Source organism: Streptomyces sp. NBC_01454, from assembly GCF_036227565.1.
Taxonomy (GTDB): domain Bacteria; phylum Actinomycetota; class Actinomycetes; order Streptomycetales; family Streptomycetaceae; genus Streptomyces.
On record NZ_CP109460.1, the window covers coordinates 6,177,073 to 6,197,372 of the forward strand.

Consider the following 20,300-nt stretch of genomic DNA (forward strand, 5'->3'; position numbering starts at 1 on the left):
CGGCATGACCGAGCCCAGGGATCCCCGCCGGGTGCCGCGCCCCGCCCAGCGCGGCGGCCAGGGAGCCGGCCGCGCCGGCCGGCTCCCTGGCCGGCGCCCCGGGCCCCGGCCGGCCCCGAAGCCCGGCGCACAGCGATCCGTGGCCCGGCGGCCCGCCGCCCGCCCCGGGCAGCCGGCGCTCCGCCTCGGCAGCCCCCGCCCCCGCCTGCGGCTGGTCGCCCTGGGGCTGACGCTGATCATGCTGGTCTTCGTCGTCCGGCTCTTCCAGGTGCAGGCCGTCGATGCCTCGGCGTACGCCGCCCGGGCCAACGAGAACCGCTACGTACCGGTCAAACTGGCCGCCGAGCGCGGTGCGATCACCGACCGCAACGGCGTGGACCTGGCCACCACCGTCGACGCGTACGACATCACCGCCGACCCCAGCCTGCTGGCGCCCGGCAAGACCAAGACCGGCGACGCGCCGCAGCGGGCCGCCGCGCTGCTGGCGCCGATCCTCGGCCAGGACAAGGCCACCCTCGCCCGGAAGCTCGACCAGCCCAAGGCCCGCTATGTGCTGCTCGCCCGGCAGCAGAGCCCGCAGGTCTGGAAGAAGATCAAGGACCTGCGCACCCGTCTCGACGCCAGGGCGGCCGCCGCCCCCAAGCGCGCCCCCCGCCCCGACGTCCTGGTCGGGATCTTCGCCGACAAACACAGCAAGCGCCTCTACCCCAACAAGGACCTCGCCTCGGGCGTCCTCGGCTTCGTGGGCAGCGACGGCAAGGGCGGCGGCGGTCTGGAGGCGCGCCTGAACCGGCAGCTGGCGGGCAAGGACGGCAAGCTCGTCTACGCCCAGTCCGGCGGCCGCCGGGTGCCCACCGCCGACACCCAGGAGCATCCCGCGGTCCCCGGCAGCGACGTCGAGCTGACCCTCGACCGTGACATCCAGTGGGCGGCCCAGCAGGCCATCACCGAGCAGGTCGGCAAGTCCCGGGCCGACCGCGGCTACGTCGTCGTCCAGGACAGCCGCACCGGCGAGATCCTGGCCCTCGCCAACGCGCCCGGCTTCGACCCCAACGACGTCGCGAAGGCCGAGCCGGAGGCGCTGGGCAACGCCGCCCTGTCCGACGCCTTCGAGCCGGGCTCCACCAGCAAGCTGATGTCGCTGGCGGCCGTCCTGGAGCAGGGCGTCGCCACCCCGGCCACCCGGGTCACCGTGCCCAACCGGCTGCACCGCGGCGACCGGCTGTTCGCCGACGACGTCGACCACGCCACCTGGCACCTGACGCTCAACGGCGTGCTCGCCAAGTCCAGCAACATCGGCACGATCCTCGCGGCCGGCCAGCTCGGCAAGACCCAGCCCCAGGCCAACCAGGTCCTCTACTCCTACCTGCGGAAGTTCGGTATCGGGAAGCCGACCGGGCTCGGCTTCCCCGGCGAGACCGACGGCATCCTGGCCAAGCCGCAGGACTGGAACACCTCGCAGCAGTTCACCATCCCCTTCGGCCAGGGGCTGTCGCTCAACGCCGTACAGGCCGCCTCCGTCTACTCCACGATCGCCAACGGCGGCGAGCGGATCGCCCCCTCCCTGGTCCGCGGCACCACCGGCCCCGACGGAAAGTTCACCGCGGCGCCCAGGCCGGCCAAGAACCGGGTGGTCAGCCGGAAGACCGCGACCACGCTCGCGACCATGCTCGAATCGGTGGTCGACGACGACGAGGGCACCGGCGCGAAGGCGAAGATCGACGGCTACCGGGTCGGCGGCAAGACCGGCACCTCCAACCGGGTGGACCCCAAAACCGGCCGCTACCACGGCTACACCGCCTCCTTCGCCGGCTTCGCCCCCGCTGACAAGCCCCGCATCACGGTCTACTGCGCGGTCCAGAACCCCACTGCGGGCAGCTATTTCGGCGGTCAGGTCTGCGGCCCGATCTACCAGCGGGTCATGGCGTTCGCGCTGAAGACCCTCCAGGTACCGCCGACCGGAGCCGAGCCCCCGCGGCTGCCGGTCACCTTCACGCCAGGCCAATGAAATCGAGGCAATTCCGCCGTGACGACCATCACCCCCGACGGCACCCCCGATGGCACCCCCATCCCGGGAAACTGCGCCCCCCCACCGCCCTCACTTCGCCCCGGGCCCGCTGTGCCCGGTACGCTCACCGCCGTGTCACACGCTGATCAGTCCCCGAAAGCCCAGCACGCCGAGAAGGCCGGTCCCGGCACCTATCCGGGAGCCCCCCGCCCTGAACGGGTCCGCCCCACCCCCCTGGCGGACCTCGCCGAGCAGCTGGGATGCCCGGCCCCCGACGCCGGCCATGCCGATGCCGTGGTCACCGGCATCACCCACGACTCCCGGGCGGTACGCCCCGGTGACGTCTACGCCGCGCTGCCCGGTGCCCGTCTGCACGGCGCCGACTTCGTCGCCCAGGCCGCCGACCTCGGCGCCGCCGCGATCCTGACGGACCCGACGGGCGCCGACCGCGCCGCCGCGACCGGCCTGCCGGTCCTCGCCGTCGAGAACCCGCGCGCGCGGATGGGCGCCCTGGCCGTCTCGATCTACGGGGCGCCGGGCGAGGACCTCCTCCAGATCGGCATCACCGGCACCTCCGGCAAGACCACCACCGCCTACCTCATCGAGGGCGGGCTGCGGGCCGCCGCTGCCGGGCGCCCCGACGGCGGGCCGACCGGCCTGATCGGCACCGTCGAGACCCGCATCGGCGACGAGCGCATCAAGTCGGAGCGCACCACCCCCGAGGCCACCGACCTGCAGGCGCTGTTCGCCGTGATGCGCGAGCGCGGGGTCCGCGCGGTCGCCATGGAGGTCTCCAGCCACGCCCTGGTCCTCGGCCGGGTCGACGGCTGCGTCTTCGACGTCGCGATCTTCAACAACCTCAGCCCGGAGCACATGGAGTTCCACTCCGGGATGGAGGACTACTTCCAGGCCAAGGCCCAGCTCTTCACCAAGGCCCGCAGCCGCGCCGGCGTGGTCAACCTCGACGACGAGTACGGCAAGCGCCTGGCCGAGGGCGAGTCCGAGGTCCCGGTCACCACCTTCTCCGCGGAGGGCCACCCGGACGCCGACTGGCGCGCCGCGGACGTCGAGGTCGGCACCCTCGGCTCGACCTTCACGGTGCACGGCCCGGACGGCGTGACCGTGCGCGCCGCCTCCCCGATCGCCGGCCCCTTCAACGTCGCCAACGCGCTCGCCGCGATCGTCTCGCTGGTCGTCGCCGGCATCGACGCGCAGATCGCGGCCGACGGCGTGGCCGCGGTCCCCGGCGTCCCCGGCCGTCTGGAGCGCATCGACGCCGGCCAGCCGTATCTGGCGGTCGTCGACTACGCCCACAAGACGGACGCCGTCGAATCGGTTCTGCGCGCCCTGCGCAAGGTCACCGACGGCAAGCTGCACGCCGTGCTCGGCTGCGGCGGCGACCGTGACCCGCACAAGCGCGGCCCGATGGGCGCCGCGGTGGCCCGGCTCGCCGACACGGCGATCCTGACCTCCGACAACCCCCGTAACGAGGACCCGCTCTCGATCCTCGCCACCATGCTCGCAGGCGCCGCCGAGGTGCCGATCCACGAACGCGGCACGGTGCTGGTCGAGGAGGAGCGGGCCGCCGCCATCGCCGCCGCCGTCGCCCGCGCCGAGCCCGGCGACACCGTGATCGTCGCGGGCAAGGGCCATGAGCAGGGCCAGGACATCGCCGGAGTGGTCCGCCCCTTCGACGACCGCCAGGTGCTGCGCGCCGCCATCGAGGGCTCTCAGACGTCGCAGCAGTCGCAGCAGTCACCGCAGCCGAACCACCAGGGATGACACACCTCCATGCGCGCACAATCCGCTTATCGTCACCGCCCGCCCCTCGACGGGGGTGACCTGTGATCTCCCTGTCGCTCGCCGAGATCGCGAGCATTGTCGGCGGGCAGCAGTACGACATACCGGACGACGGCCGCGAGGTCGCCGGACCGGTTGTGGCCGACTCCCGCGCGGTGCGGCCCGGCGCCCTGTTCGTGGCCTTCGCCGGGGATCGCGCCGACGGCCATGACTTCGCCCGGGGAGCCGTCGAGGCCGGCGCGGTGGCCGTCCTGGCCGCCCGCCCCGTCGGCGTCCCCGCGATCGTCGTCGACGACGTCACCGCCGCCCTCGGCGCGCTGGCCCGCGCCGTCGTCGAGCGGCTCGGCACCACCGTCGTCGGACTGACCGGCTCGGCCGGCAAGACCAGCACCAAGGACCTGATCGCCCAACTGCTGGAGCGGCACGGCCCCACGGTCTGGCCCGAGGGCAACCTCAACAACGAGATCGGGCTGCCGCTGACCGCGCTGCGCGCCGATGAGACGACCCGTCACCTCGTCCTGGAGATGGGCGCCCGCGGTGTCGGCCACATCCGCTACCTCGCCGGGCTGACCCCGCCGAGGGTCGGGGTGGTGCTCAACGTCGGCTCCGCGCACATCGGCGAGTTCGGCGGCCGCGAGCAGATCGCCCTGGCGAAGGGCGAACTCGTCGAGGCGCTGCCGTCCGCGGACGAGGGCGGGATCGCGGTGCTCAACGCCGACGATCCGTACGTGCGTGCCATGGCGGTGCGCACAACGGCCCGCACTGTCCTGTTCGGTGAGGCCGCGGACGCCGCCGTACGCGCCGAGAATGTCCGTCTCACGGAACTCGGACAGCCTGCCTTCACGCTTCACACACCCTCCGGGTGCAGCGATGTGACCATGCGGCTGTACGGTGAGCACCACGTGTCGAACGCGCTCGCCGCGGCCGCCGTAGCCCATGAGTTGGGCATGCCCGTCGACGAGATCGCCTCCGCGCTCTCCGAAGCCGGCACGCTCTCCCGCTGGCGTATGGAGGTCACCGAGCGCGCGGACGGCGTGACGGTCGTCAACGACGCCTACAACGCGAACCCCGAGTCCGTGCGAGCGGCGCTGCGAGCGCTGGTCGCCATGGGCGCAGCCGCCAAGGCGAAGGGCGGGCGTACGTGGGCGGTGCTCGGTGAGATGGCCGAGCTCGGCGAGGAGTCACTCGCCGAACACGACGCGGTCGGACGCCTGGTCGTCCGGCTCAACGTCAGCAAGCTCGTGGCGGTCGGCGGCGCGGAAGCGGCGTGGCTCGACATGGGCGCCAAGAACGAGGGTTCGTGGGGTGAGGAGTCGGTGCACGTGTCCGACGCGCGGGCGGCGGTCGACCTGTTGCGCAGCGAGCTGCGGCCGGGAGATGTCGTGCTGGTGAAGGCGTCCAGGTCGGTGGGGCTGGAGCGGGTCGCCGCAGCATTGCTGGACGATGCAGGGCCGCGGGGCGCTGCGGGCGCTGAGGGCGGAGCCGCGTCCCGATGAACTCGATGAAGCAGATCCTCTTCTCCGGAACGATCGGGCTCTTCCTGACCCTGATCGGCACCCCGGTGCTGATCAAGCTGCTGGCCAAAAAGGGATACGGGCAGTTCATCCGCGATGACGGCCCGCGCGATCACCACAGCAAGCGCGGTACGCCCACCATGGGTGGTATCGCCTTCATCCTGGCCACGATCATCGCCTATGTGCTGACCAAGGTCATCACGAGCAGCGACCCCACCTTCTCCGGTGTGCTGGTGCTGTTCCTGATGGCAGGCATGGGCCTGGTCGGCTTCCTCGACGACTACATCAAGATCGTCAAGCAGCGTTCGCTGGGCCTGCGGGCCAAGGCCAAGATGGCCGGCCAGTTGATCGTCGGCATCGCCTTCGCGGTGCTCTCGCTGCAATTCGCCGACCTGCGCGGACAGACCCCGGCCTCGGACCGGCTGTCCTTCACCCAGGACTTCGGCTGGCAGATCGGCCCGGTGATCTTCGTGATCTGGGCGCTGTTCATGATCCTGGCGATGTCCAACGGCGTGAACCTCACCGACGGCCTCGACGGCCTCGCCACCGGCGCCTCGGTGATGGTCTTCGGTGCGTACACCTTCATCGGCATCTGGCAGCACCAGGAGTCCTGCGCCAACCAGATCACCGCGGGACCGGGCTGTTACGAGGTCCGCGATCCACTCGACCTCGCGGTCGTCGCCTCGGCCCTGATGGGTGCCTGCTTCGGCTTCCTGTGGTGGAACACCTCACCCGCCAAGATCTTCATGGGGGACACCGGCTCGCTGGCCCTGGGCGGCGCGCTGGCCGGTCTGGCGATCTGCTCCCGTACCGAGCTGCTGCTGGCCATCCTCGGCGGTCTCTTCGTCCTGATCACCATGTCCGTGGTCATCCAGGTCGGCTCGTTCCGGCTGACCGGCAAGCGGGTCTTCCGGATGGCGCCACTCCAGCACCACTTCGAGCTCAAGGGGTGGTCGGAAGTCCTTGTAGTGGTCAGATTCTGGATTATCCAGGGCATGTGCGTCATCGTCGGACTTGGCATCTTCTACGGCGGTTGGCAGGCAGCGAAGTGACCACGCACGACCCGGCCGGCAGCCCCGCGGGGTTCGCCGGTCAGCACATCACCGTGGCCGGTCTGGGCGTGAGCGGCATCAGTGCCGCCCGCGCGCTGGCCGGCCTCGGCGCCCGCGTCACCGTCGTGGACGGCGGCGACGGGGACAAGCAGCGGGCGGCCGCGCGGGAGCTGGAGTCGGAGAACACCACCGTCCGCCTCGGCGACGGCGAGACCCTCCCCGAGGGCACCGACCTGGTCGTGACCTCGCCCGGCTGGAAGCCGGACAGCCCGCTGTTCACGGCGGCCGCCGCGGCCGGGGTGGACGTGGTCGGCGATGTGGAGATCGCCTGGCGGCTGCGCGGGACCGTCACGGGAGCGCCGCCCGCCGCCTGGCTCGCGGTCACCGGCACCAACGGCAAGACCACCACCGTGCGGATGCTGGCCTCGATCCTGGAAGCCGAGGGTCTGCACACCACGGCCGTCGGCAACATCGGCACCCCGATCATCGATGTCGTCCTCGGCCAGGGGAAGGACGGCGCGCGCCCCTACGACGTGCTCGCCGTCGAGCTCTCCAGCTACCAGCTGCACTGGGCGCCGTCCCTGCGCGCGCACTCCGCCGTGGTCCTCAACCTCGCCCCCGACCACCTCGACTGGCACGGCTCCATGGCGGCGTACGCCGCCGACAAGGGCCGGATCTACGAGGGCAACACCGTCGCCTGCGTCTACAACGTGGCCGACCGGGCGACCGAGGACCTGGTGCGCGAGGCCGACGTCGAGGAGGGCTGCCGCGCCATCGGCTTCACCCTCGGCGCCCCGGCCCCCTCCCAACTCGGCGTCGTCGAGGGCCTCCTCGTCGACCGCGCCTTCGTGGCGGACCGGCAGCAGCAGGCCCAGGAACTCGCCGAGGTCGCCGACATCGCCCCCGGCTCCGGGACGCCCGCCCCGCACAACATCGCCAACGCCCTCGCGGCGGCGGCGCTGGCCCGTGCCTACGGCGTCCGGCCGGCCGCCGTACGCGACGGACTGCGCGCCTTCCACCCGGAGGCTCACCGCATCCAGCACCTCGCGGACCTGGACGGCGTCACCTACATCGACGACTCCAAGGCCACCAACACCCACGCCGCCGAGGCGTCGTTGGCCGCGTACCCGCACATCGTGTGGATCGCCGGCGGCCTGGCCAAGGGCGCGACCTTCGACGAGCTGGTGCAGAAGTCCGCGGCCCGGCTGCGCGGGGTGGTGCTGATCGGCGCCGATCGGGCGCTGATTCGCGAAGCCCTGGCGCGACACGCCCCCGATGTCCCGGTGGTCGACCTCGACCGGACAGACACTGGGGCGATGTCCGAGGCGGTCCGGGAAGCGACCCGTCTGGCCGAGCCGGGCGACACCGTCCTGCTGGCCCCGGCCTGTGCCTCGATGGACATGTTCGTCAATTACAACAAGCGGGGCGAGGCCTTCGCCGACGCGGTCGGCGAGCTGACCGCACGGGATCACTAGACCGTTACTCCCCGCCGCCGCCGGGACCGGTCGGTGCGCGCACCTGTGGAGGGGACGAGGATGACGGCCCGATCGCCGAAGGCGGCCTCACCGCGTGTGCCGCGCCGGCCCGCCACGGTGCGGGGGCCGCGCGGTCCCCGCACCCCGGGCGGCCCCCGGGGCCTCCTGGTCAGGGTGCAGCGGGCCTGGGACCGCCCGCTGACCGCGTACTACCTGATCCTCGGCGGCAGCCTGCTGATCACCGTTCTGGGCCTGGTGATGGTCTACTCGGCGTCCCAGATCAAGGCGCTGCAGTCCGGCCTGGCCCCGTCGTTCTTCTTCCGCAAGCAGCTGCTCGCGGCCGTGCTCGGCGGCGGGCTGCTGCTGGCCGCCGCCCGGATGTCGGTACGGCTGCACCGCGCGCTGGCCTATCCGCTGCTGGCCGGCTCGATGTTCCTGATGTGCCTGGTCCAGATCCCCGGCATAGGGGTCGCGGTCAACGGCAACCAGAACTGGATCAACCTCGGCGGCCCTTTCCAGATGCAACCGAGCGAGTTCGGCAAGCTCGCGCTGGTGCTGTGGGGCGCCGACCTGCTGGCCCGCAAACAGGACAAGAAACTGCTGGCGCAGTGGAAGCATCTGCTGGTGCCGCTGATCCCGGTGGCCTTTCTGCTGCTCGGGCTGATCATGCTCGGCGGCGACATGGGCACCGCGATCATTCTCACGGCGATCCTGTTCGGGCTGCTGTGGCTGGCCGGTGCGCCGACCCGGCTGTTCGCGGGGGTGCTGGGCGCCGCCACACTGATCGGGGCGCTGCTGATCAAGACCAGCGCCAACCGGATGTCCCGGCTGGCCTGCATCGGCGCGACCGATCCGGGCCCCGGTGACCAGTGCTGGCAGGCCGTGCACGGCATCTATGCGCTGGCGTCCGGCGGATTCTTCGGTTCCGGGCTCGGCGCGAGTATGGAAAAATGGGGTGAACTCCCTGAACCGCACACCGACTTCATCTTCGCCATCACCGGGGAGGAACTGGGTCTGGCGGGGACGCTGTCGGTGCTCGCCCTCTTCGCGGCTCTAGGCTATGCGGGTATCCGCGTGGCCGGACGCACGGAGGACCCCTTCGTACGGTATGCCGCGGGAGGTGTGACCACCTGGATCACGGCTCAGGCCGTGATCAACATCGGTGCGGTGCTCGGCCTGTTGCCGATCGCCGGTGTCCCGCTCCCGCTGTTCTCCTACGGAGGCTCCGCCCTGCTGCCGACGATGTTCGCCATCGGGCTGCTGATCGCCTTCGCGCGTGATGAGCCCGCTGCACGAGCGGCCTTGAAGGCCCGGTCGAAGCGGAAGCCGGTCTTCGGCAGAAGAGCGGCTGGGGTGAGATGGAAGACGATGAGACGGCGCGTCAAGAAGCGACCGTCCGGAGAGCGGTGAATTTCGGTGCATGTCGTACTCGCCGGTGGGGGGACCGCCGGCCACATCGAGCCCGCGCTCGCCCTCGCGGACGCACTGCGGAGGCAGGACCCCACCGTGGGGATCACGGCACTCGGTACGGAGAAGGGCCTGGAGACCCGGCTCGTCCCGGAGCGCGGCTATGAGCTGGGGCTGATCCCCGCCGTACCGCTGCCGCGCAAGCCCACGCCCGAACTGATCACCGTCCCCGGGCGGCTGCGCGGCACGATCAAGGCCGCCGAGCAGATTCTGGAGCGCACCAAGGCCGACTGCGTCGTCGGCTTCGGCGGCTATGTGGCGCTGCCCGGCTATCTGGCCGCCAAGCGGCTCGGGGTGCCGATCATCGTCCACGAGGCCAACGCCCGGCCCGGTCTGGCCAACAAGATCGGCTCGCGCTACGCCAAGTTCGTCGCCGTCAGCACCCCGGACAGCAAGCTGCGCGCGGCCCGCTACGTCGGCATCCCGCTGCGCCGCACCATCGCCACGCTGGACCGCGCCGCGGTCCGCCCCGAGGCGCGGGCCGCCTTCGGCCTCGACCCCAACCTCCCGACCCTGCTGGTGTCCGGCGGTTCCCAGGGTGCCCGCCGGCTCAACGAGGTCATCCAGGCCGCGGTGCCGGCCCTGCAGCGTGCCGGAATCCAGGTCCTGCACGCGGTCGGCCCGAAGAACGAACTGCCGCGCGTGGACAACATGCCCGGGATGCCCCCCTATGTCCCGGTACCGTACGTGGACCGGATGGATCTCGCGTACGCCGCGGCCGACATGATGCTCTGCCGCGCGGGCGCGATGACCGTCGCCGAGTTGTCCGCAGTCGGGCTCCCGGCCGCCTTCGTCCCGCTGCCCATCGGCAACGGCGAGCAGCGGCTCAACGCCCAGCCGCTGGTCAACGCCGGCGGGGGGCTGCTGGTCGACGACGCCCAGCTGACCTCGGACTGGGTGCAGAGCAGCGTGCTCCCGGTCCTGGCCGATCCGCACCGGTTGTACGAGATGTCGCGCGCGGCCTCCGAGTTCGGCCGCCGGGACGCCGACGAGCTGTTGGTCGGCATGGTGTACGAGGCGATCGCGCAGCGCAACAAGTAGCGCACGAGAGAAGGCAGGGGAGCGTGGCCGGACCGACAACCGCCCGGCGCGGCGAGCAGAAGTCATCGTCCGGCCCGCCCTCCGCCGCGGCGCCCCCGCGGCGAAGATTCCGGTGGGTGCGCCTTCCCGTCCGCGCGCCGGGCCGCCGCAGTCTGATCATCACCCTGGTCGGTGCGGCGCTGCTCGGCGCGTTCGGCGTCTGGGTGCTCTACGCCTCGAACTGGCTGCGGGTGGAACGCGTCAAGGCCACCGGCACCGAGGTGCTGACGCCGGGCGAGGTCATCGCCGCGGCGCATGCCCCGATGAACGCCCCGCTGGCCTCCGTGGACACCGAGGCGCTGGCCCGCCGGCTGCGCGCCCGGCTGCCGCGGATCAAGACCGCCGACGTCGAGCGCTCCTGGCCGAACACAATCGGTCTGAAAGTGACCGAAAGGAAGCCGGAACTGCTGATGCGGTCGGGCGGAAAGTTTGCCGAAGTGGACGCCGAGGGGGTTCGGTTCGCCACCGTGACGGCGGCCCCCCAGGGTGTCCCGCTTCTGGAAATGACCGCATCCGACTCTCCGAGTCTGCATCAGTTCGGAATCGACCGGCTGCGACGCGCCGCCGTCGAGGTCGCCGGGGATCTGCCCATGGCGCTGCGCAAGGACCTGCGGAAGGTCCGGGTACGGTCCTACGACGCCGTCACCCTCGAACTGTCGGACGGCCGCACCGTCGCCTGGGGTAGCAGCGAACAGGGCGCCGAAAAGGCAAAGGTGCTGGCCGCGCTGGTGAAAGCGGCGCGTGACGCGCGCCACTTCGATGTGTCGGTGCCCAGCGCCCCTGCCGTATCCGGGAGTTGACGTGCGTAGCTGCAGGCCAGCACCCTGGATGGCTACGACTATGGGTGATCACATAGGGTGAAAAGAAAAACGGGAGGTTCGGCGTGTTCGTTGAACGTGCGCGCCTTGTCGACTTAGTGTCTCGTTCCAAAGGGACTATGGAACCAAGGAACACAGGCACAGGTAACCCTAAACTTCAACGTTAGGGTTCGGGTCGGCAATACGAACCGTCCCATCGGCATCAGTCGGCGTCCACACGCACGTGCGGCGACGACACGTAACTCGAGGCGAGAGGCCTTCGACGTGGCAGCACCGCAGAACTACCTCGCAGTCATCAAGGTCGTCGGCATCGGCGGCGGTGGCGTGAACGCCATCAACCGGATGATCGAGGTCGGGCTCAAGGGCGTCGAGTTCATCGCGATCAACACCGATGCGCAGGCGCTGCTGATGAGCGACGCCGACGTCAAGCTCGACGTCGGCCGCGAAATGACGCGCGGACTCGGCGCCGGCGCCAACCCGGATGTGGGTCGCAAGGCATCCGAGGACCACCGCGAGGAGATCGAGGAGGTCCTCAAGGGGGCCGACATGGTCTTCGTGACCGCGGGAGAGGGCGGCGGCACCGGCACCGGCGGCGCACCCGTCGTCGCCAACATCGCGCGCTCGCTGGGCGCCCTGACGATCGGTGTGGTCACCCGGCCGTTCACCTTCGAGGGCCGCCGTCGCGCCAACCAGGCCGAGGACGGCATCGCCCAGCTGCGCGAAGAGGTCGACACCCTCATCGTGATCCCCAATGACCGGCTGCTGTCCATCTCGGACCGTCAGGTGAGCGTGCTCGACGCGTTCAAGTCCGCGGACCAGGTGCTGCTGTCGGGTGTACAGGGCATCACCGATCTGATCACCACCCCGGGCCTGATCAACCTCGACTTCGCCGACGTCAAGTCCGTGATGTCGGAGGCCGGGTCCGCCCTCATGGGCATCGGCTCGGCGCGCGGCGACGACCGTGCGGTGGCCGCCGCGGAGATGGCGATCTCCTCGCCGCTGCTGGAGGCGTCCATCGACGGCGCCCGCGGTGTGCTGCTGTCCATCTCGGGCGGCTCCGACCTCGGTCTCTTCGAGATCAACGAGGCCGCCCAGCTGGTCAGCGAGGCCGCACACCCGGAAGCCAACATCATCTTCGGCGCGGTCATCGACGACGCGCTGGGCGACGAGGTCCGGGTCACGGTCATCGCCGCGGGCTTCGACGGCGGCCAGCCGCCGGCCCGCCGCGACGCGTCCACCGCGTCCGGCGCGAAGCGCGAGGAGTCGGCCCCGGCCCCGAGCCGCCCGGCCACTCCGCCCGAGCCGCGTTCGTCGTCGTTCGGCGGACTGGGTTCGGTGCCCGTGCGTGACGAGGAGCCGGCCCCGGCCGAGTCCTCCTCCTCGCTGGGCGAGATCCCCTCGCCCCCGGCGAGCACCCCGCAGGTTCCCCCGGCCCGTCCGTACTCGGACTCCGCGGCCGAGGAACTGGACGTCCCCGACTTCCTGAAGTGACGTAAAGCAGCGAAGTGATAGGACAACAGCACCACGAGAGCGGCGCGCATTTCGCCTTCACCGACAGGTGGGGCGGGGTGAGCGCCGCTCCGTACGAGCAGCTCAACCTGGGCGGCGCGGTCGGCGACGACCCGCGGGCCGTACGCACCAACCGTGCGCGGGCCGCCGCGGAACTCGGCCTCGACCCGGCCGCGGTGGTCTGGATGAACCAGGTCCACGGCCGGGACGTCGCCGTGGTCGACGGGCCGTGGCAGGACCAGGACATCCCGGCGGTGGACGCGGTGGTGACGAATCGGCGGGGGCTCGCGCTCGCCGTGCTGACGGCCGACTGCACCCCGGTCCTGCTCGCCGACCCGGTCGCCGGGGTGGCGGGGGCCGCGCACGCCGGCCGGCCCGGGCTGGTCGCCGGGGTCGTCCCGGCGGTCGTCGGGGCGATGGTCCGGCAGGGCGCGGAGCCCGCACGGATCCTCGCGCACACCGGGCCGGCGATCTGCGGGCGGTGTTACGAGGTGCCCGAGGCGATGCGCGAGGATGTCGCCGCCGTGGTGCCCGAGGCCCGGGCGACCACCGACTGGGGCACTCCCGCGGTGGACGTCACCGCAGGTGTGCGGGCTCAACTCGCCGCGGTCGGCGTGCCATTGCGTGAGGATTCCCACATCTGCACCCGCGAATCCGCGGACCATTTTTCTTACCGGCGCGACCGTACGACGGGGCGGCTCGCGAGCTACGTATGGCTCGGGGCACCCCCGGCCCGGGGCGGGGAGGGGCCGAGCCGTGACGGACGACCGTAGAACGCAGCTGGCGCAGAACCTGGCTCAGGTGGAGGAACGTATCTCCGCCGCCTGCGCCACGGCCGGCCGGCCGCGTGAGGAGGTGACCCTGATCGTGGTCACCAAGACCTACCCCGCGAGCGATGTACGGCTGCTCGCGGAACTGGGGGTGCGGCAGGTCGCGGAGAACCGCGACCAGGAGGCCGCTCCCAAGGCTGCCGAATGCGGTGATTTGTCCCTTACTTGGCACTTCGTTGGTCAATTGCAGACGAACAAGGTGCGGTCCGTGGCCGGATATGCCGGAGTTGTTCAGTCGGTCGACCGGGCCAGGCTCGTCACCACGCTCTCCAGGGAGGCGGTGCGCGCCGAGCGCGAGCTGGGCTGTCTGATCCAGGTGGCGCTCGACGCGGAGTCGGGGGAGCGGGGGGAACGGGGCGGAGTGGCGCCGGACGGGGTCGAGGCACTTGCCGAGACGATCGCCGGGGCCCAAGGGCTGCGTCTGGACGGTGTGATGACCGTCGCACCGCTGGCCGGGCCCTACGCCGGGCGCGAACTCGCCGCTTTCCAGCGCCTCATGGAAATCTCATCCGACCTGCGCGCGCTGCATCCTGCTGCCAACATGGTGTCAGCAGGCATGAGCGCGGACCTCGAAGATGCCGTGGCAGCCGGGGCGACACATGTGCGCGTCGGCACTGCGGTACTCGGAGTCCGACCACGGCTCCGGTAACGTCGCCAAGCAAGTCGGACCACAGCACAAAATATGGTCATTCCCGCACAAGCGGGTAGGCCGCGTGGATCCAAGGCCCCTGCTGACGGAGCCGATCCACCACAGAGCGGAGGACGCAGAGAATGGCCGGCGCGATGCGCAAGATGGCGGTCTACCTCGGCCTCGTGGAGGACGATGGGTACGACGGCCGGGGGTTCGACCCCGACGACGAGTTCGAGCCCGAGCTTGACCCGGAACCCGATCGGGGGCGGCGTCAACAGCACCAGGCTCAGCCCGAAATCCCCCCGGAAAGGGAGGAACCCGTCCGTGCTGTGACACCTCCGGCGCAACGCGAACCGGCCCCGCTCACCGTGGAAAGCGGACGACCCGCGCGAATCGCCCCCGTGTCATCCATCACACCCGAACGTCCAAATCTGGAGAAGAACGCACCGGTGATCATGCCCAAGGTTGTGTCCGAGCGGGAGCCCTACCGCATCACCACACTCCACCCCCGGACCTACAACGAAGCCCGTACCATCGGGGAACACTTCCGCGAGGGCACTCCGGTGATCATGAATCTGACGGAGATGGATGACACCGATGCGAAGCGACTTGTCGACTTTGCGGCCGGTTTGGTGTTTGGTCTTCACGGCAGTATCGAGCGGGTGACGCAGAAGGTGTTCCTGTTGTCTCCTGCTAACGTCGATGTCACGGCGGAGGACAAGGCCCGTATCGCAGAGGGCGGGTTCTTCAACCAGAGCTGAGACGCAACACCGGGCACACCAGGGCCGTAAGGTCCGCACAGGAGCAAGGGGAGAGGGACGCGCGAGATGAGTGTCGCTGGTCAGGTGATCTATATCGCGCTGTACTGCTTCTTGATCGTGCTGATCTTCCGGCTGGTGATGGACTATGTGTTCCAATTCGCCCGTTCATGGCAACCCGGCAAGGCGATGGTGGTCATTCTTGAGGCCGCCTACACTGTCACTGATCCGCCACTCAAGCTTCTGCGGCGGGTAATTCCGCCGCTGCGTCTCGGGGGCGTGGCGCTCGACCTGTCCTTCTTCGTATTGATGATCATCGTGTACATCCTGATCACCGTCGTGAGGTCGGTGTTGTTGGTGTGAACGATACGGTCTTGCCGATTGCCGACGACTACGTTGAGGTGAAGTAGAGATGCCGTTGACCCCCGAGGACGTGCGGAACAAGCAGTTCACGACCGTCCGCCTCCGAGAAGGCTATGACGAGGACGAGGTCGATGCCTTCCTCGATGAGGTCGAAGCCGAACTGACCCGGCTCCTGCGGGAGAACGAGGACCTTCGCGCCAAGCTTGCGGCCGCCACCCGCGCCGCCGCGCAGAACCAGCAGCAGCAGGGTCTGCGCAAGGGACCGGACCAGCAGCAGCAGGAGCAGCAGCAGAGGCCCGGGGCCCCTGTGCCCGCCGCCATATCCGGTCCGCAGCCGGTGCCGCCGCAGCAGCAGCAGGGGATGGGTGGACCTCCCCAACTGCCCGGTGGAGCACCCCAGCTGCCTCCTGGTCCCGGTGGCCACGGCCCGCAGGGCCCGCACGGCCCCGGTCCGATGGGTCCCGGCGGTCCCATGGGCGGCCCGATGGGCGGTCCCGGCGGACCCCAGCTGCCCGGCCCCGGCCAGCAGGGCGGCCCGGGCGGTGACAGCGCGGCGCGCGTGCTGTCGCTGGCACAGCAGACCGCCGACCAGGCGATCGCGGAGGCCCGTTCCGAGGCCAACAAGATCGTCGGCGAGGCGCGCAGCCGTGCCGAGGGCCTGGAGCGGGACGCCCGCGCCAAGGCCGATGCGCTGGAGCGGGACGCGCAGGAGAAGCACCGCGTGGCGATGGGCTCGCTGGAGTCGGCCCGCGCGACGCTGGAGCGCAAGGTCGAGGACCTGCGTGGCTTCGAGCGCGAGTACCGCACGCGGCTGAAGTCGTACCTGGAGAGCCAGCTGCGTCAGCTGGAGAACCAGTCCGATGACTCGCTGGCCCCGCCGCGGACCCCGGCGACCGCTTCGCTGCCGCCGTCGCCCTCGATGGCGTCGGCCGGTGCGGGTGCCATGGGCGGCAACCACACCATGGGCGGCGGTCAGCCCATGGGTGGCGGCAACCACTCCATGGCCGGTCAGCCCAGCGGCGGTCCGTCCTACGGCGGTCAGCAGCAGATGTCGCCGGCGATGACCCAGCCGATGGCTCCGGTGCGTCCGCAGAGCCCCCAGCCGATGCAGCAGACGCCGTCGCCGATGCGCGGCTTCCTCATCGACGAGGACGACAACTGACGTCCGCGTAGCGCGCACAGTCGGCAATCAGGGCCGGGCCCCGAAGGAAGAACATTCCTTCGGGGCCCGGCCCTTTTGTGTGGACTTGTGCCGTGCGACCGGGTGCGTGCGGGGACGGCGAAGCCCCCCGGCGCGGACGCACCGGGGGGCTTCGTTCGGGCGGTGCCCGGGGTTACGCCTTGCGGAGGCGGAAGGTGAGGGCCAGGGACTCGTCGGTGAACTCGGGGCCGTAGGAGCCGTTCACGTCCTCGGTGGACTCCTGCTCGTTCACGAAGTCCGTGGCGAGCACCTCGTCGGAGATCAGGCCGGTGTGGTCGGCCAGCGCCGTGCGGACCTCCTCGTCGGTGGACTGCCAGCGCAGCGCGATCCGGTCGGCGACGTCCAGACCGCTGTTCTTGCGGGCCTCCTGGATCAGCCGGATCGCGTCACGGGCCAGGCCCGCCCGGCGCAGCTCGGGAGTGATCTCCAGATCGAGGGCGACCGTCGCCCCCGCCTCGGAGGCCACCGACCAGCCCTCCCGCGGGGTCTCGGTGATGATCACCTCGTCGGGGGCGAGGGTGACGGTCTCCCCGTCGACCTCGACGCTCGCGGTGCCCTCGCGCAGGGCGAGCGAGAGGGCCGCGGCGTCGGCGGCGGCGACGGCCTTGGCCACCGCCTGAACGCCCTTGCCGAACCGCTTGCCCAGGGCGCGGAAGTTGGCCTTGGCGGTGGTGTCGACCAGGGAGCCGCCGCCCTCCCGGCCGGAGGAGGAGTCGGACAGCGCGGCCAGCGAGCTGACGTTGAGCTCCTCGGCGATCTGGGCCCGCAGGTCTTCGGGCAGGCCGGCGAAGCCGTGGGCCGCGACCAGGGCGCGGGACAGCGGCTGGCGGGTCTTGACGCCGGACTCGGCGCGGGTGGCGCGGCCCAGCTCGACCAGCCGGCGGACCAGCAGCATCTGGGCGGACAGCGCCGGGTCGATGGCGGCCTTGTCGGCGACCGGCCAGCTGGACAGGTGGACGGAGTTCGGGGCGTCCGGGGTCACCGGGACGACCAGGTCCTGCCAGACCCGCTCGGTGAGGAACGGGGTGAGGGGCGCCATGAGCCGGGTGACGGTCTCGATGACGTCATGGAGGGTGCGCAGCGCGGCCGCGTCGCCCTGCCAGAAGCGGCGGCGGGAGCGGCGGACGTACCAGTTGGAGAGGTCGTCGACGAAGGAGGACAGCAGCTTGCCGGCCCGCTGGGTGTCGAAGGACTCCAGGGAATCGGTGACCTGCTCGACCAGGCTGTTGAGCTCACCGAGCAGCCAGCGGTCCAGCAGCGGACGGTCGGCGGGGGCCGGGTCGGCGGGGGACGGTGCCCAGTTCGAGGTACGGGCGTACAGCGCCTGGAAGGCGACGGTGTTCCAGTACGTCAGCAGCGTCTTGCGGACGACTTCCTGGATCGTGGCGTGGCCCACCCGGCGGGCGGCCCACGGCGAGCCGCCGGCGGCCATGAACCAGCGGACCGCGTCGGCGCCGTGCTGGTCCATGAGCGGGATCGGCTGGAGGGTGTTGCCCAGGTGCTTGGACATCTTCCGGCCGTCCTCGGCGAGGATGTGACCGAGGCAGACCACGTTCTCGTAGGAGGACTTGTCGAAGACGAGGGTGCCGACGGCCATCAGGGTGTAGAACCAGCCGCGGGTCTGGTCGATGGCCTCGGAGATGAACTGCGCCGGGTAGCGCTTCTCGAACAGCTCCTTGTTGCGGTACGGGTAGCCCCACTGCGCGAACGGCATCGAGCCCGAGTCGTACCAGGCGTCGATGACCTCCGGGACGCGGGTCGCGGTGCCCCGGCAGGTCGGGCAGGCGAAGGTGACCGCGTCGATGAACGGGCGGTGCGGGTCCAGGTCCGACTGGTCGGTGCCGGTCAGCTCGGTCAGCTCGGCGAGCGAGCCGACGCAGGTGAGGTGGTTCTCCTCGCAGCGCCAGATGGGCAGCGGGGTGCCCCAGTAGCGGTTGCGGGACAGCGCCCAGTCGATGTTGTTGTTCAGCCAGTCGCCGAAGCGGCCGTGCTTGACCGACTCCGGGAACCAGTTGGTGCTCTCGTTCTCCCGCAGCAGGGCGTCCTTGACCGCGGTGGTGCGGATGTACCAGGACGGCTGGGCGTAGTAGAGCAGCGCGGTGTGGCAGCGCCAGCAGTGCGGGTAGCTGTGCTCGTAGGCGAGGTGGCGGAAGAGCAGGCCGCGGGCGCCGAGGTCGGCGACCAGCGCCTCGTCGGCCTTCTTGAAGAACTGGCCGCCGATCAGGTCCAGCTGCTCCTCGAAGGTGCCGTCCGGGCGGACCGGGTTGATCACCGGCAGGCCGTACGCCCGGCAGGTCTTGAGGTCGTCCTCACCGAAGGCCGGGGCCTGGTGGACGAGGCCGGTGCCGTCGTCGGTGGTGACGTACTCGGCGTTGACGACGATGTTGGCGCCCTCCAGCTCGACGAGGTCGAAGGGGCGCTCATAGGACCAGCGCTCCATCTCGCGGCCGGTGAACGACTCACCCGTGGCGCGCCAGCCCTCGCCGAGCGCCTTCTCCAGCAGCGGCTCGGCGACCACCAGCTGCTCGCTGCCGTCCGTGGCGACGACATAGGTGACGTCGGGGTGGGCGGCGACGGCGGTGTTGGAGATCAGGGTCCAGGGGGTGGTCGTCCAGATGAGGAGCTTGGCCCGGCCGGCCAGCGGGCCGGAGGTCAGCGGGAGGCGGACGAAGACCGAGGGGTCGACGACCGTCTCGTAGCCCTGCGCCAGCTCGTGGTCCGACAGGCCGGTGCCGCAGCGCGGGCACCAGGGGGCGACCCGGTGGTCCTGGACCAGCAGGCCCTTGCTGAAGATCTCCTTCAGCGACCACCACACCGACTCGATGTAGTCGGGGTCCATGGTGCGGTAGGGGGCGTCCAGGTCGGTCCAGTAGCCCATCCGGGTCGTGAGCTCGGCGAAGGCGTCGGTGTGCCGGGTCACCGACTCGCGGCACTTGGCGTTGAACTCGGCGATGCCGTACGCCTCGATGTCCTTCTTGCCGTTGAAGCCCAGCTCCTTCTCCACGGCCAGCTCGACCGGGAGGCCGTGGCAGTCCCAGCCGGCCTTGCGGTCGACGTGGTAGCCCTGCATCGTGCGGAACCGGGGGAAGACGTCCTTGAAGACGCGCGCCTCGATGTGGTGGGCGCCGGGCATGCCGTTGGCGGTCGGGGGGCCCTCGTAGAAGACCCACTCGGGCCGTCCCTCCGACTGCTGGAGGGTACGGGCGAAGACCTTCTGCTCCTGCCAGAACTCGAGCACCGCGTGCTCGAGGGCGGGGAGGTCTACCTGGGCGGGTACCTGGCGGTACTGGGGCTGCGGACTCATCGGGGCTTCCTCCGGGCGGACACCTGCTGCGTTCTCCGTCCGGAGGGACGAGAGCCTGCGCTCCCGCGGTACCACCCTCCTTGGCGGTGCCGTCGCACCGCCCCCTCATTGGGGTCGCGCTGCCGGTTCTACTCGCTCCGCGGGTGCTCTGCGGGCTTTCTTCCGGCGGCTCCGGGGTGATCTTCACGCCGCGCACGCCCCCGGGCTTCCACCGTCCCCGGGTCGCTGCTGGCTGCGTACGGCGCTACTCGTCCCGTCAATGCCTCTCGCTGGGCCCAGTGTACGGGGCCGCGCCGACCGGGGCCGACCGGATTTCCGGCGGGGTGCGGGCGGGCCGGGCGCGGGCGCGCCACGGGGCGGGGGCCGGCGTCGCGCGTGACCCGAATGGCGAGCGGCCGGGTGCCGGCCCGCGCGGCGGATTACCGGGCGGGCGGCGGGGCACAACCGAGACAGACCGGACGTCCGGGCCGGGTGGCGGGGTCGTGTGGGC

Annotated in this window: 15 protein-coding genes; 14 read left to right on the forward strand and 1 reads right to left on the reverse strand. The window is 70.9% G+C overall.

Features of this window, described 5'->3' with window-relative positions; translation table 11 throughout:
• Nucleotides 1-4 precede the first annotated feature (4 nt).
• From OIU81_RS27325 to OIU81_RS27390, 14 genes are all read left to right on the forward strand, one after another.
• Nucleotides 5-2,008, forward strand: coding sequence for a peptidoglycan D,D-transpeptidase FtsI family protein (locus OIU81_RS27325; RefSeq protein WP_329151948.1), 2,004 nt, complete (start codon nucleotides 5-7; stop codon nucleotides 2,006-2,008).
• An 18-nt stretch (nucleotides 2,009-2,026) separates the two neighbouring features.
• A complete protein-coding gene (locus OIU81_RS27330) occupies nucleotides 2,027-3,790 on the forward strand; it encodes a UDP-N-acetylmuramoyl-L-alanyl-D-glutamate--2,6-diaminopimelate ligase (RefSeq protein ID WP_443074053.1) in 1,764 nt (587 codons plus the stop codon).
• Nucleotides 3,791-3,852: 62 nt separating this feature from the next.
• Nucleotides 3,853-5,304: a UDP-N-acetylmuramoyl-tripeptide--D-alanyl-D-alanine ligase gene (locus OIU81_RS27335; RefSeq protein ID WP_329151949.1), complete on the forward strand. Its 1,452-nt coding sequence runs from the start codon at nucleotides 3,853-3,855 to the stop codon at nucleotides 5,302-5,304.
• Nucleotides 5,305-5,309: 5 nt separating this feature from the next.
• The gene (gene mraY / locus OIU81_RS27340; RefSeq protein WP_329155390.1) at nucleotides 5,310-6,374 is read left to right on the forward strand and encodes a phospho-N-acetylmuramoyl-pentapeptide-transferase; all 1,065 of its coding nucleotides are present in this window, start codon (nucleotides 5,310-5,312) and stop codon (nucleotides 6,372-6,374) included.
• The gene (gene murD / locus OIU81_RS27345) at nucleotides 6,356-7,849 is read left to right on the forward strand and encodes a UDP-N-acetylmuramoyl-L-alanine--D-glutamate ligase (RefSeq protein ID WP_443074054.1); all 1,494 of its coding nucleotides are present in this window, start codon (nucleotides 6,356-6,358) and stop codon (nucleotides 7,847-7,849) included. Before mraY ends, murD begins: the two co-directional genes overlap by 19 nt.
• Nucleotides 7,850-7,909: 60 nt before the next feature.
• Complete coding sequence (gene ftsW / locus OIU81_RS27350; RefSeq protein ID WP_329151950.1) at nucleotides 7,910-9,259, forward strand: putative lipid II flippase FtsW; 1,350 nt, start codon at nucleotides 7,910-7,912, stop codon at nucleotides 9,257-9,259.
• Between the two features lie 6 nt (nucleotides 9,260-9,265).
• Nucleotides 9,266-10,357 (forward strand): undecaprenyldiphospho-muramoylpentapeptide beta-N-acetylglucosaminyltransferase, encoded by a 1,092-nt coding sequence (murG, locus tag OIU81_RS27355; protein WP_329151951.1) that lies wholly within the window; start codon nucleotides 9,266-9,268, stop codon nucleotides 10,355-10,357.
• A 23-nt stretch (nucleotides 10,358-10,380) separates the two neighbouring features.
• Nucleotides 10,381-11,196: a cell division protein FtsQ/DivIB gene (locus OIU81_RS27360; protein ID WP_329151953.1), complete on the forward strand. Its 816-nt coding sequence runs from the start codon at nucleotides 10,381-10,383 to the stop codon at nucleotides 11,194-11,196.
• 282 nt (nucleotides 11,197-11,478) lie between these two features.
• On the forward strand, nucleotides 11,479-12,705 hold the full coding sequence (gene ftsZ, locus OIU81_RS27365) for a cell division protein FtsZ (protein WP_329151955.1): 1,227 nt from the start codon (nucleotides 11,479-11,481) through the stop codon (nucleotides 12,703-12,705).
• A 14-nt stretch (nucleotides 12,706-12,719) separates the two neighbouring features.
• Nucleotides 12,720-13,496 (forward strand): peptidoglycan editing factor PgeF, encoded by a 777-nt coding sequence (gene pgeF, locus OIU81_RS27370; protein ID WP_329151957.1) that lies wholly within the window; start codon nucleotides 12,720-12,722, stop codon nucleotides 13,494-13,496.
• A complete protein-coding gene (locus OIU81_RS27375) occupies nucleotides 13,480-14,202 on the forward strand; it encodes a YggS family pyridoxal phosphate-dependent enzyme (RefSeq protein ID WP_329151959.1) in 723 nt (240 codons plus the stop codon). Before pgeF ends, OIU81_RS27375 begins: the two co-directional genes overlap by 17 nt.
• 122 nt (nucleotides 14,203-14,324) lie before the next feature.
• Nucleotides 14,325-14,945: a cell division protein SepF gene (locus OIU81_RS27380; RefSeq protein WP_006606158.1), complete on the forward strand. Its 621-nt coding sequence runs from the start codon at nucleotides 14,325-14,327 to the stop codon at nucleotides 14,943-14,945.
• A gap of 66 nt (nucleotides 14,946-15,011) precedes the next feature.
• Nucleotides 15,012-15,305 (forward strand): YggT family protein, encoded by a 294-nt coding sequence (locus tag OIU81_RS27385; protein WP_030415214.1) that lies wholly within the window; start codon nucleotides 15,012-15,014, stop codon nucleotides 15,303-15,305.
• 49 nt (nucleotides 15,306-15,354) lie between these two features.
• Nucleotides 15,355-16,467: a DivIVA domain-containing protein gene (locus tag OIU81_RS27390; RefSeq protein ID WP_329151964.1), complete on the forward strand. Its 1,113-nt coding sequence runs from the start codon at nucleotides 15,355-15,357 to the stop codon at nucleotides 16,465-16,467.
• A gap of 172 nt (nucleotides 16,468-16,639) precedes the next feature.
• Here the strand turns inward: OIU81_RS27390 and ileS are convergent, their stop codons facing one another.
• Entirely contained in the window at nucleotides 16,640-19,810 is a 3,171-nt protein-coding gene (ileS, locus tag OIU81_RS27395; RefSeq protein ID WP_329151966.1) for an isoleucine--tRNA ligase, read from the reverse strand.
• Between the last annotated feature and the right edge of the window lie 490 nt (nucleotides 19,811-20,300).

Coding starts and splice junctions, on each gene's coding strand:
- OIU81_RS27380 (WP_006606158.1), top strand. CDS start 14,325: ATGGCCGGCGCGATGCGCAAGATGGCGGTCTACCTCGGCCTCGTGGAG.
- ileS (WP_329151966.1), bottom strand. CDS start 19,810: ATGAGTCCGCAGCCCCAGTACCGCCAGGTACCCGCCCAGGTAGACCTC.
- OIU81_RS27390 (WP_329151964.1), top strand. CDS start 15,355: ATGCCGTTGACCCCCGAGGACGTGCGGAACAAGCAGTTCACGACCGTC.
- OIU81_RS27385 (WP_030415214.1), top strand. CDS start 15,012: ATGAGTGTCGCTGGTCAGGTGATCTATATCGCGCTGTACTGCTTCTTG.
- ftsW (WP_329151950.1), top strand. CDS start 7,910: ATGACGGCCCGATCGCCGAAGGCGGCCTCACCGCGTGTGCCGCGCCGG.
- mraY (WP_329155390.1), top strand. CDS start 5,310: ATGAAGCAGATCCTCTTCTCCGGAACGATCGGGCTCTTCCTGACCCTG.
- OIU81_RS27325 (WP_329151948.1), top strand. CDS start 5: ATGACCGAGCCCAGGGATCCCCGCCGGGTGCCGCGCCCCGCCCAGCGC.